Consider the following 15849-nt stretch of genomic DNA (forward strand, 5'->3'; position numbering starts at 1 on the left):
TGCATGCTTAGTATACTAAGTATGCACCGCGATCGGGCAAGCTGTCAGGGACCTGGATGTAGGAATTCCAGAAGGGCCCGCAGCGGGGTCCCGGTGGCACCCGCCGGCCAGGGATACGCGTCGCGCTCGAGCCACGCCGCCGAGCCGTTGTCCACGTGCACCCACGGCACGTCGCCGACGAACGTGCTCAGGTAGGTGGCGGCCACCAGGCTGGAGTCCGGTGCGTCGGCGGGCGCGTTGGCGACGTCGGCGACTCGAGAGGACAGCAAGGCCAGGTAGGTCGGATGCAGCGGGAGCGCCCAGCCGGGGTCGAAGGCGCGCACCCCGGCGTCCACCAGGTCCGTCGCGACCCCCGCTACGTTCGACCAGCAGCCCCAGTACGCGGTGCCGAGCGCTCCTGAGTCGAAGAGCGTGCCGACGTCCACGATTCGCTCCGGGCGTTGCCCGCTGAGGTAACCGAGCGCGTCGGCGAGCACCAGGCGACCCTCGCAGTCGGTGTCGAGCACCTCGGTGGTGCGTCCGCCGGGATGGGTCACCACGTCACCGGGCCGAAGCGCCGACCCGCCCGGCATGTTCTCCGCCACCGGCAGGATAGCCACGACCGAAGCCGAGCGGCCGAGTGCCGCCGCCGCGATCACCGCGGCGGCCACCGACGCGGCCGCCGCCATGTCGGACTTCATCCAACTCAGTTCGCCCGCATCGCGTTTGAGATTGACGCCACCGGAGTCGAACGTGATGCCCTTACCCGCCAGCGCCGTGGTGGGTCCGTCGCCGGTGAGGCGAAGCTCGACCACCAGAGGAGAATGGACGCTTCCCGCGCCGACGGCCAGCGTCGCTCCGAAGCCGAGGGCCTTCAGCGTGGCCTCGTCCCACGCCTCCACGACCACCGACTCGGGAGCCAGCTCGCCGGCCAGGGCGCTCACCGCGTCGGCGAACTCATTGGGGCGCAGGGTGTTCGGCGGAGCCTCGACCAGTTGCCGCACCCATCCGGTGACCCGCGCGATGACGGCAGCTCTGGCCAGGACCGCCTCGGCGGTCCCGTCGGCCACACCAGCGTCGACGAGGGTGACCGGCACCGTGGGAGCCGGCACACCGGGCTCACGCCGATAGCGCCATGCACCAAGGGCATGGCCCAGCGCGACGGCGCCGAGTGCACCGTTGGCCTCCGCGGCCAGGGTGGACGTGGACGGCCTGGCGACGTTGGCGGCCACTGCCGCGTCGAACAGGGTTGCGGGAGAGGCGGGATGCTCGCCGAGGCCGACGAGCACCAGCCGCGTGGTGCCCGCCGGCCCGGTGACCACCGCCACGGTCCTGGCGGACCGCGTGCCGTCGAAGTCCGGGTCGGTGGAAGCCACCGCGACGACGTCGACGCCAAGTGCGTCACCGGCGAGGGCGGCTCCCCGCCCGCCGCGCACGCCGTCGGGCCCCGAGAACAGCCCGACGACGACGTCGTGGTCACCGGGGCGGATCAGGTCCGCGTCGGCAAGGTCGGCACGGGTGACCGACACGGTGCTCACGAGGCCGGCCGCACCTGAAGCAGCGTCTGGGTCGACAGGTTGTTCACCGAGCCGACCAACGGCGAGAGCAGGAAACCGGTCCACTTTGGGGTGCGCGCCTCGATGACGTTTTGGTAGACCAACACGATGTACGGCCGGTCGTCGAAGGCGATCTGCTGCATCTGGTCGACGATCTTCTGGCGTTCGGCGCGACCGCGGGCCACCCCCTGCGCGGCGTATAGCTCGTCGTACTTGGGGTTGCAGTAGCCGCTGTCGTTGTTGTTGCCCCACTGCGCACACGTCAGCACGCTGAGCTGAAAGTCCGGATCAACCGGTGGGATCCAGTCCCACAACGCGAGGTCGAAGTCGTCATAGGTGCTGTCCGGGCCCATGATGGCCGCACTGGCGGCGTCGGTGTCCATCTTGCGCATCACCAGGTTCACCCCGGCCTCGCGGAGGTTGTTCTGCATCGTCTGGAACATCCGATCCCCGGCGCCGTTGATCTCGGTCGGGAAGATGACGTCGTAGGACATCGGCACGCCGTTGGCCACCCGGATGCCGTCCGCGCCCTTCCGGAAACCCAGCCCGTCGAGGATCGCGTTGGTCTGGGACACGTCGAACGGCAGGGCCTTTATGGAGTCGTCGTGCCATCCGGTGGCGGGCGCGACGATCGTGGACCCAGGGGTGGCCATGCCCAGCCAAGCCGTCTTCACCATCTCGTCGCGGTTCATCGCGTACTCGAAAGCCCTGCGTACCTGGGGATCGAGCAGTTCGGGGTGGTTCTTCTTCTTGGGGTTCGTGTTGACGATGAGCTCGTAATACCCCGTGCTGGCGGTGGTCCCGACGTCGAGGTTGGCCTCCTTGAGCGAGGGCACCGTGGTGGCGGGCGTCGACTCACCGATCATGTCGACCTGACCGGTCCGTAGTGCGGTCACCATCGCGTCGGAGTTGGCGAAGATCTGCAGACCGAATCCGGCGATGTGCGGCTTGGTCGTTCCCCACCATTGGGGATTGCGATCGAAGAGTGCGAGCTGGTCCTTCTTGTACTCCGTGAGCCGGAAGGGGCCGCCCGAGACCATCGGCGCCTCGTTTTGAAAGGTGGTGAGCGCCTTGCCGTCTCCTTCGGCGTACTGGGACCAGATGTGCTCGGGAAGGATCGGCAGCTGCGTCATCTGCGCCAGCACGTTGGACACCGGCGCGGAGTACGTCACGGTCAGGTGGTCGTCGTCGGTGGCCACCGCGGAGGTCACCCCCTGCATGAAGCCGGCCAGCTTGCCTGCGGTTCCGTCCTTCAACCGTTGAATCGTGGTCAGCGTGAACGCGGCATCCTTGGCGGTGAGCGGTTCGCCGTCGGACCACTTCGCACCGCTCACCGTCTGAAACGTCCACGTCAGCCCGTCGGGCGAGGTATCCCACTTCTCGGCGAACGAGGGCTTCAGCGACATGTCGCCGGTGTCGTATTCGGTGAGGTGCGGGTAGACGTACTCGAAGACGACACTGCTGTAGTCCGAGCTCGACACGAACGGGTTGAGCGAGTCGATGGTGGCGCTCACTCCGATGCGCAACACCGAGGACGCGGAGTCCGTAGACCCGCTGCCGCCGCCACCGCATCCGGCGAGCGTGATCACCGTCGCGGTGCTGGTGAGTACTGCGACAAGACGTCTGAACCTCATCTACGACCTTCCCTTAGGGGGCTCCGACCGGTCGTCGCCGACCGCTGACGCCACCGGCACGAACGCCTCGAGGGACCTCGTCGTTCGTAACACGTGGTTCACTTTGCGTGCTTAGTATGATGACCATCTGAAGTCGCGTCAACAGGAAGGAGCACGGGTGCGCGGATACCTCTGGAAGCGTTCTCTGTTCGCCGTCGTCACCGTCTTCGTCGCGCTGACCGTGAACTTCGTCCTCTTCCGGGTCCTGCCGGGCGACGCGGTGACGCGGTTCTCGCGCATACCCAACGCCTCGCCGGCACTCAAGCACACGCTCGAAGTCGAGTTCGGACTCGACAAGTCACTGTGGGAGCAGTACGTCCTGTACCTGCAGCAGCTGTGCCAAGGCAACCTCGGGGTGTCCTTCACCAACCGGCAACCCGTGCTGGACAACCTGATCGAGGCCTTCGGCAACACCCTGCCCATGGTCACGCTCGGGACGGTGATCGCCATCGTGCTCGGGGTGTCGGTCGGCGTCTACGCCGCCGTGCGCCGAAACACCGTTGGCGATCACCTGGCAACCGGTGTCGCCGTGGCCTTCTACGCGTTTCCCACGCAGTTCCTCGGCATGATGCTGCTCATCCTCTTCGCCGGGGCGCTGCCGTCGGTGGGCATGAGCGACCCCTTCGCGGTGGCACTCTCGCCTGGCGAACAATTCGTCGACCTGATGCGACACATGACGCTTCCCGTGCTCACCCTGGTCCTGACGCTCTATGCCGAGAACGCGCTCATCGTCCGATCGGCAATGCTGGAAACCCTTGGCGAGGACTACATCCTGACCGCGCGGGCCAAGGGGCTGACGCGCCGCAAGATCATCTGGTCCTATGCGCTGCGCAACGCCGCACTGCCCACCATCACTCAGGTCGCGCTCTCACTCGGTGCGGTCGTGAGCGGATCGATCCTCGTCGAGGTCATCTTCTCCTGGCCGGGAATTGGACGCGCACTGTATGACGCCGTCCTGCAACGCGACTACCCGATGCTCCAAGGCGGCTTCCTCGCCATCACCGTCACGGTCGTCGTCCTCAACTACCTGGCCGACCTGCTGTACTTCCGCCTCGACCCGCGGGTCGCCCAGTGAGTGAGGAGATCGACGTGACGGCCACCGAACCCGCGCTGGCGCGCCGGCGAGGAGTATGGGGCGCCATGCGCACGGCGGTGGCAAGTCCGCCGGCGATCATCGGACTGGTGGTGATCGGTCTTTTTCTGACCGCATCGGTGTTCTCGGGCTTCCTCAAGCCCTACAGCACCACCGCCCCGTCCTGCGGCGTCTTCGAGCCGCCGTCGGCGCGGCACTGGCTTGGTTGCGACGACGGTGGCGTCGACGTGCTGAGCCTGGTGCTCCAGGGCGGGCAGGTCTCGATGTTCGTCGGCTTCACGGCCGCGATGATCGCCATCCTCATCGGTGCCATCTTCGGCGTGGTGTCGGGTTACTTCGGTGGCTGGGTGGACGCGGTGCTGATGCGAATCACCGATTACTTCATGGTCATTCCGCAGATCGTGCTGATGATCGTCGTCGCCGCGGTCTGGGGCCCGAGCCTCAGCCACGTCATCATGGTGATCGGCTTCCTGATGTGGACCAGTACCGCCCGGGTGGTGCGTGCTCAGGTCAAGAGCCTGCGCGAGCGGGTATACGTACGACGAGCCGTGTCGATCGGCGCCGGTCACATCCGAATCATCCTGACGCACATCGTTCCTCAGCTCGGTCCGCTGTTGATCGCGAACACCGTGCTGGCGATCACCCTGGCCATCTTCAACGAGACGGCGCTGGCCTTCCTCGGACTCTCGGATCCCACCGCGGTGACGTGGGGGACCATCATGGAGCACGCGTTCGAACGCGGCGCGATCAGTACCGGTGCGTGGTGGGCGATCGTGCCTGCCGGGGTGTGCGTCGCGGCGCTGATCGTCGGGTGCTACCTGGTCGGCAACTCGATCGAGGACGGGCTCAACCCGCGGCTGCGCGCGTCGTATCTCTCGACGAGATCCTGGCGGTTGCGACCCTTGGTCGGACGAGGGAAGGACGCACTGTGAGCCAACTGCACGCGCTCGAACTGGTCGACCTCGACGTGTGGTTCGATCCGCGAGATCACAAGGGTGGCAACCCCGTTCATACCGTCAAGGGAATCTCGCTGATGGTCGACCCTGGCGAACGGGTCGGGCTGGTCGGCGAATCGGGGTGTGGAAAGACCACCACCATCCTGGCCGCGATGGGACTGCTACCGGCCTCGGCCACCGTCGGCGGTCAGGTGCTCGTCGACGGCGTCGACGTGATCGCCGACGGGGAGTCCGGGATGCGCCGACATCGATGGACCGACGTCGCGATGGTGTTCCAGGGCGCGATGAGCGCATTCAACCCGGTCAAGACGATCGGTTGGCAGATCCGCGAGGCCCTCGAGGTACACGGGATTGCCCGCGGCCGCGGCGCCGTGGACCGCACCAGGGAACTCCTCGACCTCGTCGACCTTCCACCGGGCACCGACGGCCGCTACCCGCACCAACTCTCGGGTGGAATGAAGCAGCGGGCGGTGATCGCGATGGCACTGGCCTGCGAACCCAAGGTGCTGCTCGCCGACGAGCCGACCACCGCACTCGACGTCGTCGTCCAGGACCAGGTGCTTCGGCTGCTGGTGCGGCTGTCGACCGAACTCGGGCTGGCGCTTGTTCTGGTGACCCATGATCTCGGCGTGGTGGCGCAGGCGTGCACGCGCGCCGCCGTCATGCGCGACGGCGTGATCGTGGAGGACGGCCTCGTCGACGACCTCTTCCGCAGGCCGGCGCACCCGTACACGCGCGCGCTCTTCGAGTCGACGCCCAACCTCGACGACGTCGCTCCGAACCACACCACGGGTTCGGTCACCAATCCGGCCGCACCGGCACTGCTCGAGGTGTCCGACGTCCGCGTCACCTACGGCGGACTCACCCGCTCCCGGCGGCGACGGTTCTCCCGGACGGCGCCGGCGGTCGAATCCAGCGCGGTCGAATCCACCGACGCCGTCGCCGACGTCAGCATCCGGGTCGACGACGGCGAATTGGTCGCCCTCGTCGGTCAATCCGGCTGCGGAAAGACCACCACGCTGCAGGCCATCCTCGGGATGCAGCCGGTGCAGTCGGGTTCCATCCGCATCGACGGAGTCGAGACCACCGGACTCGGCGCTCGGGCGTGGCGTCCGTTGCGCCGCAACGTTCAAATGATCTACCAGGACCCGTATGAGGCGCTAGACGGCCGACTTCGCGTGGAGGACACCGTCATCGAGCCGCTGGTCGTGCACCACATCGGTGACGGCAAGCAGGCGCGCCGCGCCTTGGCGGCGGAGGCGCTGCGGGAGGTGGGCCTCGATCCCGATCTGTTCGCGGGACGCTATCCCCACGAGCTGTCCGGCGGACAACGGCAGCGGGTTGCCATCGCGGCCAGTCTCGTCCTGCGGCCCCGGCTGCTGTTGGCCGACGAGCCGGTGTCGATGCTCGACGTGTCGGTGCGGACCGGGGTGTTGGAGCTGCTCGACCGGCTCCGCCACGGGCATCGGATGGGCATCCTCATGATCACCCACGACCTGTCGACCGCAGCGGCCTACGCAGATCGGATCATCGTCATGCGCAACGGTCGCATCGTCGAGGTCGGCGAACCGTGGCAGATCGTCAACGAGCCGACCCAGGAGTACACCCGGCAGCTGCTGGACAGCGTGCCGAGCCCTGACCCCCAGCGTCATCGTGCCCAATGACCGGACCGCGGCCCAGCGTTCAGTCGGTGGGCGCGGGCGGGGGAGTGCCGAGCGGTCGCACCGACCAGGGTCCGCCGTCGTCGTGCTCCATCAGCCGCGGGCCCGAGCTGCCGGAGACGTAGAACAGGAACTCCCGCGCCGGATAGGTCTGCTGGAAGCTGTCGAACGCGATGCCCGCGGCGTTGACGCTGATGCCGCGGATGCGAACCACGCTCGCCTTGGCCGACAGCTGAAGGTGGGTGCGTTCCCAGGAGTTGGGCTGGTCCACCTCGAAGACCTGCTCGACGAAGTCGTCGGTCAATCCGTAACGCTCGGAAAGGAATTCGTAGAGCGATCCGCCGTCGGCGATGCGATTCTCGTCCAGGGAGGGCACGATGCTCAGCGGGAGAACGGCCTTTTCCAACACCTTTGGTGCGCTTCCGAGGAGGCGCAGCCGGGAGATCTCCCACACGGGTTGACCGGCGTCGATGCCAAGAGCGGCGGCGTGTTTGGCGCTGGGCAGGCCGACGATCATGGCCACCAGCCTGGTGTCGAGTTCGACTTCACCGCCCCGACCCCGCAGCGTCTCGAGAAGTGCGCCGGGGCGCGACGGTTCGCTGACCAAACGCTCCGGTGCGACGAAGGTCCCAACTCCCTGGTGCCGCACGATCTTGCCGCTGCGGGTGAGTTCGTCGAGTGCGCGGCGCACGGAGATCACGCTGACTCCGGCCATCTCGGCGAGTTCGGCGGTACTGGGCAGCTGGTCGCCCTCGCGCATTCCCTGCTCGTCGATCAGCGCGACCACGAGGTCGTACACGTGTTGATAGCGGAGAGCGCGTGGCGAGCCCTTGCTGCGCGGTGGTGCGCCGTCGTGCGGTGCGTCGTCGGTCACGAGGTCCTCCAGTCGGCGGGTCGACCCGTCGTTGTCACATACATCGTTATACAAGGAATGAGGAATGACGTGGAAATCATCATCGCAGGCGATGCCCGCGGCGTGTCCACCGCTGCGGCGGACATCGTCACCGACCTGGTGCGCGCCAAGCCGAACGCGGTGCTGGGCCTCGCCACGGGGTCGAGCCCCCTCGGTCTGTACGCCGAACTGGCCGCGCGTGTCGTCGACGGTCTCGACATGACCGCCGTGCGCGGCTTCGCCCTCGACGAGTACGTTGGTCTCGCTCCCGACGATCCACGCAGCTATGCCCACACGATTCGGACCACCGTCACGGAACCGCTGCGCCTGGATGCGGCGAACGTCCACGTGCCCAGTGGCGTGGCCACCGACCTGGAGGCGGCGTGTGACGGCTTCGAGAGCGAGATGGTGCGCGCCGGTGGCGTCGACGTCCAGATCCTGGGCATTGGACGCAACGGACACCTTGGGTTCAACGAGCCGGGGTCGGCCTTCGAATCACGCACCAGGATAACGACACTCGCCGAGCAGACGCGGCGGGACAACGCACGCTACTTCGCGCAACCCCAGGACGTGCCAACCCGATGCTCGACGCAGGGCTTGGCCACGATCATGAAGGCGCGCACCGCCGTGCTGATCGCCACCGGAACCGCCAAGGCCCACGCGGTCGACCGAGCCCTTCGTGGCCCCGTCACCGTCGACTGCCCGGCGTCGATCCTGCAGCGACACCCAAGCGTGGTCGTGGTGCTGGACGAGGACGCGGCCCATTCAATGTCCCGCGACTGCCTTCAGTGGCCGGCGACGACGTCCGACTCGTCGACGACCACGGGGTCCTTGGCCCCTGGAAGGAACGAATACGCCACGCACACCAGGCCGAAGAACAGATAGCCAAGCGCGACGGAGGGATTTGCGGCCCAGGCCACCTGCGGCGCGTGGATCAGACCAATGAACGACAGCACCGCACCGACGGCGGACGCGATGGCGGCGTACACGAACTTCTTCTCCAGGATGAACGTGACCATGGTGCCGAGCACCAGGCCGACGAGCACCGCGCCCTCACCGAGGGTCTGCAGGCCCTCGTACACCACACCCGCGCCGTTGAGCTTGTCCATGCCGACCGTGCTCGCCGACGTGCCCGCGGCGTTCAGCGCGTTGTCGATCAGACCGCTGGCCCACTGCGCGAGGTTCGGCAGGATGGCCGCCACGACGGCGATGGCGTGCAGCCTCGGCACGGCCTGGAACGCCTGGGCGCCGATCAGCAGCCCGATGTACAACAGGATCGGCACGATGGCCGGCACGGGGAGCAGCGCGTCCAGCACGCCAAAGAGGCCCAGGAAGCACAGGATTCCGATGACGACGCCGCTGGCCAATGAGTAGCCGGCGCGACCGCCCGCGTCCTTCCACCCGGGATGGCCGATGTACACCGCAGGCGGGAACGGCGAGCCGAACGCCGAGCCGATGCAGGCGCCTGCGCCGTCGGCCAGCAGGACGCTGCGCAGGTTGTAGTCGTCACCGGCGGCAGCGGCGCTCTCCACGTTGCTCATGGCCTCGGTGAAGTTGTAGACGCCCAACGGTATTGCGGTCCCCAGCAGGGGCGCGAGGTTCGCCAAGCCGGAGACGAGCATGTCGACGCGAAGGTCTGGCACGCCGATCGCAATGTCGGAGACCGCTTGGCTGACGTCGGGTGCGGACATGTAGCCGCCGATCCAGCCGATCGCGGTGCCGACGAGCAGCGCCACCAATCCGACCGGGATGCCGAACGGCAGGCGCACGTCGGTGAAGAAACCGATCAGGATGATCGCCATGACGGGCAGCCCGATCCACGCTGCCTCCCACATCTGCGCGGCGGGCCGCATCGAGATGAACGTGATCGAAATACCCGCCAACGTACCGAGCATGGCCGCGCGTGGGGTGAGCTTGCGGATGTACGGACCGACGAACGCGCCGATCATCACGATGATGCCGATCATGAACGCCCATGCGAGGCCGGCCTGCCAGGCCTGCATCGCATCCTTGGTGTTCAAGTACACCGGCAGCATCACCACGAAGACGACGATGAACATGTGCGGCACGCTGGGGCCGTAGGGCAACGCCGTGACGTCCGTGCGGTTCTCGCGACTGGCGAGGCGTCTGGCGAGGAACGTGTAGTACAGGTTGCCGAGGATCAGTGCGACGCCCAACGCCGGCAGGACCGTGCCGAGCACGTCTCCCGCGGGCACGTTGACCACGCCGATCATCAGCCCGGTCAGGGTGAGGACGTTGACCAGGATGTTGAACCCGAGCCCGAAGAAGGCGTTGGTGTCACCGCGCGTCCACCACGGAATGGACACTGCGGCAGTGGATTGCGGACCGTCGGCGGGTGGATCCGAAGGAGGCTTGGTGACTTCGGTGCTCATGGGGTGGTCCTCTCAGGCGGCGGTGGTCGCGAGCTGCTGCATTGCGGGAATGACGGCGGCGCTGTCGGCAACCCAACCGAAGATGCCGCCTTGGGCCTTGATCATCTCGAGACCCACGCGTTGGAATTCGGGGAAGTACGAACCCACGCAATCGGATACGACGAGGCACTCGTAGCCGCGGTCGTTGGCCTCCCTCGTCGTCGTGTGCACGCACACCTCGGTCGTCACGCCCGTGACCAGAAGCTGGGTGATGCCCGCACCCACCAGCACGTCCTGCAGCTCGGTGGCGTAGAAGGCGCCCTTGCCGGGCTTGTCGATGACGACCTCGCCGTCGACTGGGGCCAGTTCGTCGACGATGTCGTGGCCGTACTCACCCTGGATGAGGATGCGGCCGTACTTGCCGGGGTCGCCGATGCGTTTACTGGGCGCACCGCGATTCAGCTTGGCGGGCGGGCAGTCCGACAGATCCGCACGATGCCCCTCGCGGGTGTGGATCACCATGATGCCCGCCTCCCTGGCCGCGGCGATGAGGGCGGCCAGTGGGGGCACCACCCTCAGCAGCTGGTCGACGTCGTTGCCGAGGCTCTCGCCGAACCCGCCGGGCAGGATGAAGTCCCGCTGCATGTCGATGACGATCAGCGCGGTCGCGTCGGCCGACAGTGAGAAGGGCGTCGGTTCGGCGGGTATGTCGACGGAGGTGGTCATGACAGCTCCTTGCTGAGGGTGGACGCCGGTACGTCGGCGGGCGCGGCGGAGGCGGGGCGGGGTTCGTCCAGGATCTGCGAGGCCAGCTGCAGAACCGTGTCGTCGGTCTGCGCGGCGCCCAGAAGCATGGCGCTGTAGGGCTTTCCGGCGGCGTTGGTACCGAGTGGGATCGCGACGCCGAGGAGGTCAAGCAAATTTCCAAAGTGTGTGTAGTGGCCGAGCATCGTGTTGCAGTCGATGGGCCTGGCCAGCACCTCGTCGACGGTGAAGGTGGTGCCGATGGTGGGCACCACGATCACGTCGACCCCCTCCCACACCCGGCCGACCACCGCCTTGAGTTCCTGCAGCCGCTGCAGCGCCGCGAATGCGTCCACTGCGGTGTACTTCTCCCCGCTGCGCAGGATGTCGCGCACGACGGGATGGATGGAATCGGGGTGCTCGGCGAGGAAGTCGCCGAACTCGACGAGCCTCTCGGCCACCCAGGGACCTTGGTACAGAAGGGCGCCCGCGGCCAGGAACGGTTCGAGGGAGACGTCGACGATGGTGGCGTGGCGGGCGAGGTGTTCCCGGAACCCGACGTGGGCGGCCGCCATGGCGTCGTCGCCGAAGAACTCGAGTTCGGCCACCGGGGGAAGCCCGACGCGGATGGGCCCACCCGCGTATCGGGCCCCCCGGTCGCGCGACCACGCATCGGCGTCGTCGCGGCCGATCATCACCTCCATCACCCGGTCGACGTCGTCGACCGATCCCGCCATGAGGCTGATGCAGTCCAGCGACTTGCAGGCCGGCACCAGGCCGACCGTGCTGATGAGCCCGCGGGAAGGCTTGTAGCCGACGACGCCGTTGAGCGCCGCCGGCACCCGGCCCGAGCCCGCGGTGTCGGTCGCCACCGCGAACGGCACCTGACCGAGCGCCACCGCCAGGGCCGACCCCGAACTCGAGCCGCCCGAGATCATGTCGCCGCCGTACACGCTGCGCGGCACGGTGTACGGCGTCCTCGTTCCGTTCAGCCCGGTGGCGAACTGGTCCAGGTTGGTCTTGCCGACGTAGAGCGCACCGGCGTCGAGCAGCCGTTGGACCGCGGGTGCGGTCGCCGTGGCCACGTAGGCGTAGTCCGGACAGGAAAGCGTGGTCGGCACGCCCTCGACGTCGATGCTGTCCTTGACCCCGAACGGCACCCCGTAGAGCGGCAGAGTCCTTGCCCCAGGCCGGTTCTCGATGTCGGCCGCCGCCGCCAGGAGTTCGTCTCGCGGCACTGTCGAGAGCCAGGTGCCGTCGTCTCCGCGGGCCGCGATGGCGTCGGCCACCCGGGTCGCCGTCTTGGTGGGCGATCCCGTGCCGCCGGCGTGGGAGGCGAGGATCTCGGCCACCGACGGGCCGATCGACGGTCCGTGTGCGTCATGAGCCATAACTGTCGATTGTCGACAGAATGATTCCGGTCCTGGTACGGCTGTGTGTCGATCGTGTTAGCGATGCGCTCCCAGGTCGAGGTAGTCCAGGTGGCCGTGGCCCTCCAGGGCGGCCAGCACCGTGGCCGCGTCGTTGGTCTCCAAGGCCGTGAGGATGTCGCGATGCCGCGCGACCCCGTCCTCGGCGTGGTGGTGCCGTGCCTCGGACCGAAGGTTGATCGCCATGGGCAGTTGCAGCTTGAGCAGGATCGGCTCCAGCGTGATGTTCAGCTGGCGGTTGTCGGCGAGTTCGACGACGGCGGCGTGGAACACGCGGTGGGCGTCGTCGCGCGCCAGGTCGTCGGCCGCGTCGTGCATGCCGTCCAAGGCGATGCGGACCGGGTGCAGGGCGGTCGCCGGATCGGCGAGCGGCAGCGCGGTCTGGACGGCGTGGCGCTCCAGGACGTGGCGGAGCGCGAAGAGTTGCAGGATGTCGGTCGGCGACCACTCCGCCACGCGGGACCCCCGGCGCGGCAGGTGCTCGACGAGGCCTTGCTGCGCGAGCAGTCGCAACGCCTCCCTCAGCGGCGCCCTGCTGATCCCGAAGTCGGCGCACAGCTGCTCTTCGACGATCTTCTCGCCTGGCTGGAGCGCACCCCGCAGGATCGCGTCGCGGAGTCGTTGGGTGGACAGCTCGACCAGGGTGGCCGGCAACCCGGACCCGTCCGACCCCTGCGACCCCACTGCTCACCACCTTTCGTGACCGTCACGTCGACGCTCCGTTGGTGGCCGATCCTAGGGGAGCCGGGCGTCCGGCACGAGGCAGCGGCCGCAGCCGTACTCGACACCAGAGCTGGAACGTGTTCTAGTTTCAGGCGTGCTTGACTTCCCCGTGGAGAACCTCAGCGCCGAGGACGTCGAACGGCTCCGCGGCATCTTCGAGCCGCTGACCCGCTCCGTGCGCGAGCTGATCGACGCCACCATCCGCACCGAGGCCGACGCGGACGCGGTCGCCCAGGCGAAGGCCGAGATCGACGCCGCCACCGCCCGCCTTCGCGAACGACAGCTGGAGGGCTCGTTCGGGGTGCGCTTCGGCAGCGACGGCGACCAAATGCCTTGGGGCAACGTCGTGATCGGCATGCGCAACCCCGTCGCCCCGCCGCTGGTGTTCGTGCCGTCGGAGATCGGCGGGGTGCGCGCCGACTTCCACCTCGGCGCGGCCTACGAAGGGCCGCCAGGACACGTTCACGGTGGCGTCGCCGCGTTGATCCTCGACCACGCCCTCGGCGGCGCGGCGAGCTCGATGGACCAACCACGACTGACCGGCACCATCACCATGCGCTACCGCCGGATGACGCCGCTGGGCGACCTCCACGTCGACGCCGCCGTCGTGCGCACCGAGGGGGTCAAGACCTTTGCCGTTGGCCACCTCTCCGACTCCGAGGGCGTCACCGTCGAGGCGGAGGGCGTGTTCATCCGGCCCCGCTGGGCCAGGGAATGACGTCGGCCGTCAGTCGGTGATGCCGACGAGACTGCGCGTGATGTCGCCAATCTCGGCCACCAGGACTCGGCTCGCGGTGTCGTCGGGGCCCAGACTGCGGCCCGCCTCGCGAATGCGTTGCTCTGCGGCGGCCAGTCGGTCCCCGTCCAGGCGCCACGGGGCGCCGGGTGCGGTGGGTGCACCAGAGAGTGCCTCGGCGTACTCGTCGACGGCCACGACGAAGTCGGTGTGCAGCGTGGCGGGAGGCCGGGCGGGCAGGTTGGACTCCAGCGTCGCGCACGACGTGGTGATCGCGTTGAGCGCCGTGCGGTAGGACTTCAGCCAGCGCCGCAGGTCACCCGAGTCCGACGTCGTCGCGCCCGCGGCCGCCTCGAACGCCGCCCGCGCGCGGAAGGCCCGCTCCCACGCCGCTGCCAGGGCCTCACCGGGATGGTCGAGACCGTGGACGAATGCCTTGATGACCGTCGCGGCGTAGTCGATCTCGGTCTTCAACAGTTCGCCGGCCCGCTGCCGCAGGCGCACCATCGAGTGGTCGGGCAGCACCACGTGGACGAGCACCGCCAACGCGCCGCCGATGAGCGTCGCGATCAACCGGTCGGTCGCGGTGCCTGCGTCCGCGGCGTCACTGACGTCGACGAGGAACACCACGACCGCGGCCAGGGCCGCGCTCGTCGCGACGTACCCGTACCCGGAGACGACGTAGGCGACCCCGAGGGCGAGTACCGCCAGGACGGCGGCCGCGAGCCCGGTGGGGTGCCAGATGACCGTCACCACCGACGCCGCCACGATGCCGACGGCATTGCCGGCCACCCGCCCCGCACACCGCGTGTAGGTGTGGGCGGTCTCGGGCCGAAGGACCATCAGCACGGTCAGCGGGATCCAGTAGCCGTAGGGGACGTCGGCGAAGCGTTCCACCGCCACGGCGGCGCCGACGCCCGCCGACAGCCGGACCGCGTGCCGCAGAATTGGCGATCCCCAGGACAGATGCGCCCGGATCGCCGCCGCGGCGATCGGCAACGCGGACAGGGCGCCCCGTCGCCGCAGCCGCGAGACGTGCTCGACGTCGGGCGTCAACTCGCCGAAGCGCAGCGCGACGGCCTCACGCAGCTGGTGGGAAAGGCGGTGTGCGAGAGCCACGTTGATTACCGCGACGGAGTCGCTGGCCGCTTCGACCTGTAGCACTCCGAGACTGGCGTCCCGTTTCGCGGTGTGACTGCGGCTTGCGACCACGTCGAGAACCCCCGCGGCGGCGCGCAGCACGGTGGGCACCGCCGGGTCGTCGGCCGACCGGGCCGCCAGCGCGGTCAGCGTCACCGATATCCGTTGGGGCAGGCCGTACCAGGCGCGGTAGGCCAACGGCCGGCGTCGGGCCTGGCGGTCGGTCATGGTCACCGTGTCGCGCAACCACTGCAGCGGTGCCGCGTCGACCCCGGCGTTCGGGTCGGCGGCGAGGCGCTTGGCGTCCTCGCCAAGGGACCGGTAGGCCCTCGTCAAGGCGTCGCGTTGCGTCCGCCACCGGCGCCGCGGCCACAGGCCGATCAGCACGGCTTGCACCAGGCCGCCACCGAGGGTCAGCAGCGCCGTGGTCAGCACGCTCGTCGGCGTCGGTGGCACCGGCGGTGCGGTGACGAGCAGCGCACCCGTCGCGGCTGCGATCAATCCGGCATTGACGCTGACTGCCCACTGGATGCCGGCCAGGAAGCACCACGCCGTCGCGGCCAGCACGAAGAGCACGCCGTAGGAGGACGTCGACGTGCCCAGCGCCACCGCGAAGCTCATCTGTACCGAGATGGCTCCGACCAGGGCCAGTGGTCCGCGTGGACTGTCCTGCAGCGCAGCGGCTCCCGCGATCGCAGCCGCCCCTGCGGCCGCCGTCGCCGCGCCGGCGGTGCCCCATTGCAGGCCGGCGATCGCGGCCAGCAGGACGCCGACGAGGCTGCGCCCCACCGCACCGAGATCGGGCATGGCGAGTCGCTCCGGCAGCCCCTTCATCGCCTGTCCATCACAACGCCTCGAAACTACCGGGCCGATCGGCGATTGTGGGTCAGGGGT

13 protein-coding genes are annotated in these 15849 nt (G+C 68.4%); 5 read left to right on the forward strand and 8 right to left on the reverse strand.

Features of this window, described 5'->3' with window-relative positions:
* Positions 1–44: 44 nt before the first annotated feature.
* Positions 45–1517 carry a M17 family metallopeptidase gene (locus tag H7K45_RS31435; protein ID WP_263994940.1) on the reverse strand — a complete coding sequence of 491 codons (1473 nt, stop codon included), beginning with the start codon at positions 1515–1517 and terminating at the stop codon, positions 45–47.
* A complete protein-coding gene (locus H7K45_RS06410; RefSeq protein WP_263994941.1) occupies positions 1514–3169 on the reverse strand; it encodes a peptide ABC transporter substrate-binding protein in 1656 nt (551 codons plus the stop codon). Before H7K45_RS06410 ends, H7K45_RS31435 begins: the two co-directional genes overlap by 4 nt.
* A 157-nt stretch (positions 3170–3326) precedes the next feature.
* Here H7K45_RS06410 and H7K45_RS06415 point away from each other — a divergent pair, with 157 nt between their 5' ends.
* Genes H7K45_RS06415 through H7K45_RS06425 form a run of 3 tightly spaced genes read left to right on the forward strand, consistent with a single transcriptional unit; the run spans position 3327 to position 6921 of the window.
* Positions 3327–4283 (forward strand): ABC transporter permease, encoded by a 957-nt coding sequence (locus H7K45_RS06415; protein WP_263994942.1) that lies wholly within the window; start codon positions 3327–3329, stop codon positions 4281–4283.
* Between the two features lie 14 nt (positions 4284–4297).
* Complete coding sequence (locus tag H7K45_RS06420) at positions 4298–5233, forward strand: ABC transporter permease (RefSeq protein WP_263994943.1); 936 nt, start codon at positions 4298–4300, stop codon at positions 5231–5233.
* Positions 5230–6921, forward strand: coding sequence for an ATP-binding cassette domain-containing protein (locus H7K45_RS06425; RefSeq protein WP_263994944.1), 1692 nt, complete (start codon positions 5230–5232; stop codon positions 6919–6921). Before H7K45_RS06420 ends, H7K45_RS06425 begins: the two co-directional genes overlap by 4 nt.
* A 19-nt stretch (positions 6922–6940) precedes the next feature.
* Here H7K45_RS06425 and H7K45_RS06430 read toward each other — a convergent pair whose 3' ends face one another.
* A complete protein-coding gene (locus tag H7K45_RS06430) occupies positions 6941–7792 on the reverse strand; it encodes a GntR family transcriptional regulator (protein WP_263994945.1) in 852 nt (283 codons plus the stop codon).
* A 69-nt stretch (positions 7793–7861) separates the two neighbouring features.
* Between H7K45_RS06430 and H7K45_RS06435 the strand changes: the two genes are divergently transcribed.
* Entirely contained in the window at positions 7862–8695 is an 834-nt protein-coding gene (locus H7K45_RS06435) for a glucosamine-6-phosphate deaminase (protein ID WP_263994946.1), read from the forward strand.
* On the opposite strand, the gene H7K45_RS06440 is transcribed toward H7K45_RS06435, so the two are convergent.
* Genes H7K45_RS06440 through H7K45_RS06455 form a run of 4 tightly spaced genes read right to left on the reverse strand, consistent with a single transcriptional unit; the run spans position 8596 to position 13040 of the window.
* The gene (locus H7K45_RS06440; RefSeq protein ID WP_263994947.1) at positions 8596–10203 is read right to left on the reverse strand and encodes a SulP family inorganic anion transporter; all 1608 of its coding nucleotides are present in this window, start codon (positions 10201–10203) and stop codon (positions 8596–8598) included. The two genes, H7K45_RS06435 and H7K45_RS06440, sit on opposite strands and share 100 nt — an antisense overlap.
* Positions 10204–10215: 12 nt before the next feature.
* Complete coding sequence (locus tag H7K45_RS06445) at positions 10216–10908, reverse strand: cysteine hydrolase family protein (RefSeq protein WP_263994948.1); 693 nt, start codon at positions 10906–10908, stop codon at positions 10216–10218.
* Positions 10905–12317 (reverse strand): allophanate hydrolase, encoded by a 1413-nt coding sequence (locus H7K45_RS06450; RefSeq protein WP_263994949.1) that lies wholly within the window; start codon positions 12315–12317, stop codon positions 10905–10907. Before H7K45_RS06450 ends, H7K45_RS06445 begins: the two co-directional genes overlap by 4 nt.
* Positions 12318–12374: 57 nt before the next feature.
* Entirely contained in the window at positions 12375–13040 is a 666-nt protein-coding gene (locus H7K45_RS06455; protein ID WP_263994950.1) for a GntR family transcriptional regulator, read from the reverse strand.
* A 133-nt stretch (positions 13041–13173) separates the two neighbouring features.
* Here H7K45_RS06455 and H7K45_RS06460 point away from each other — a divergent pair, with 133 nt between their 5' ends.
* A complete protein-coding gene (locus tag H7K45_RS06460) occupies positions 13174–13797 on the forward strand; it encodes a PaaI family thioesterase (protein ID WP_263994951.1) in 624 nt (207 codons plus the stop codon).
* Between the two features lie 9 nt (positions 13798–13806).
* Here H7K45_RS06460 and H7K45_RS06465 read toward each other — a convergent pair whose 3' ends face one another.
* Positions 13807–15789, reverse strand: a complete 1983-nt coding sequence (locus tag H7K45_RS06465) for an FUSC family protein (protein WP_263994952.1) — start codon at positions 15787–15789, stop codon at positions 13807–13809.
* Between the last annotated feature and the right edge of the window lie 60 nt (positions 15790–15849).

It is taken from the genome of Mycobacterium yunnanensis, assembly GCF_025823185.1.
In the GTDB taxonomy this organism is placed as follows: domain Bacteria; phylum Actinomycetota; class Actinomycetes; order Mycobacteriales; family Mycobacteriaceae; genus Mycobacterium; species Mycobacterium yunnanensis.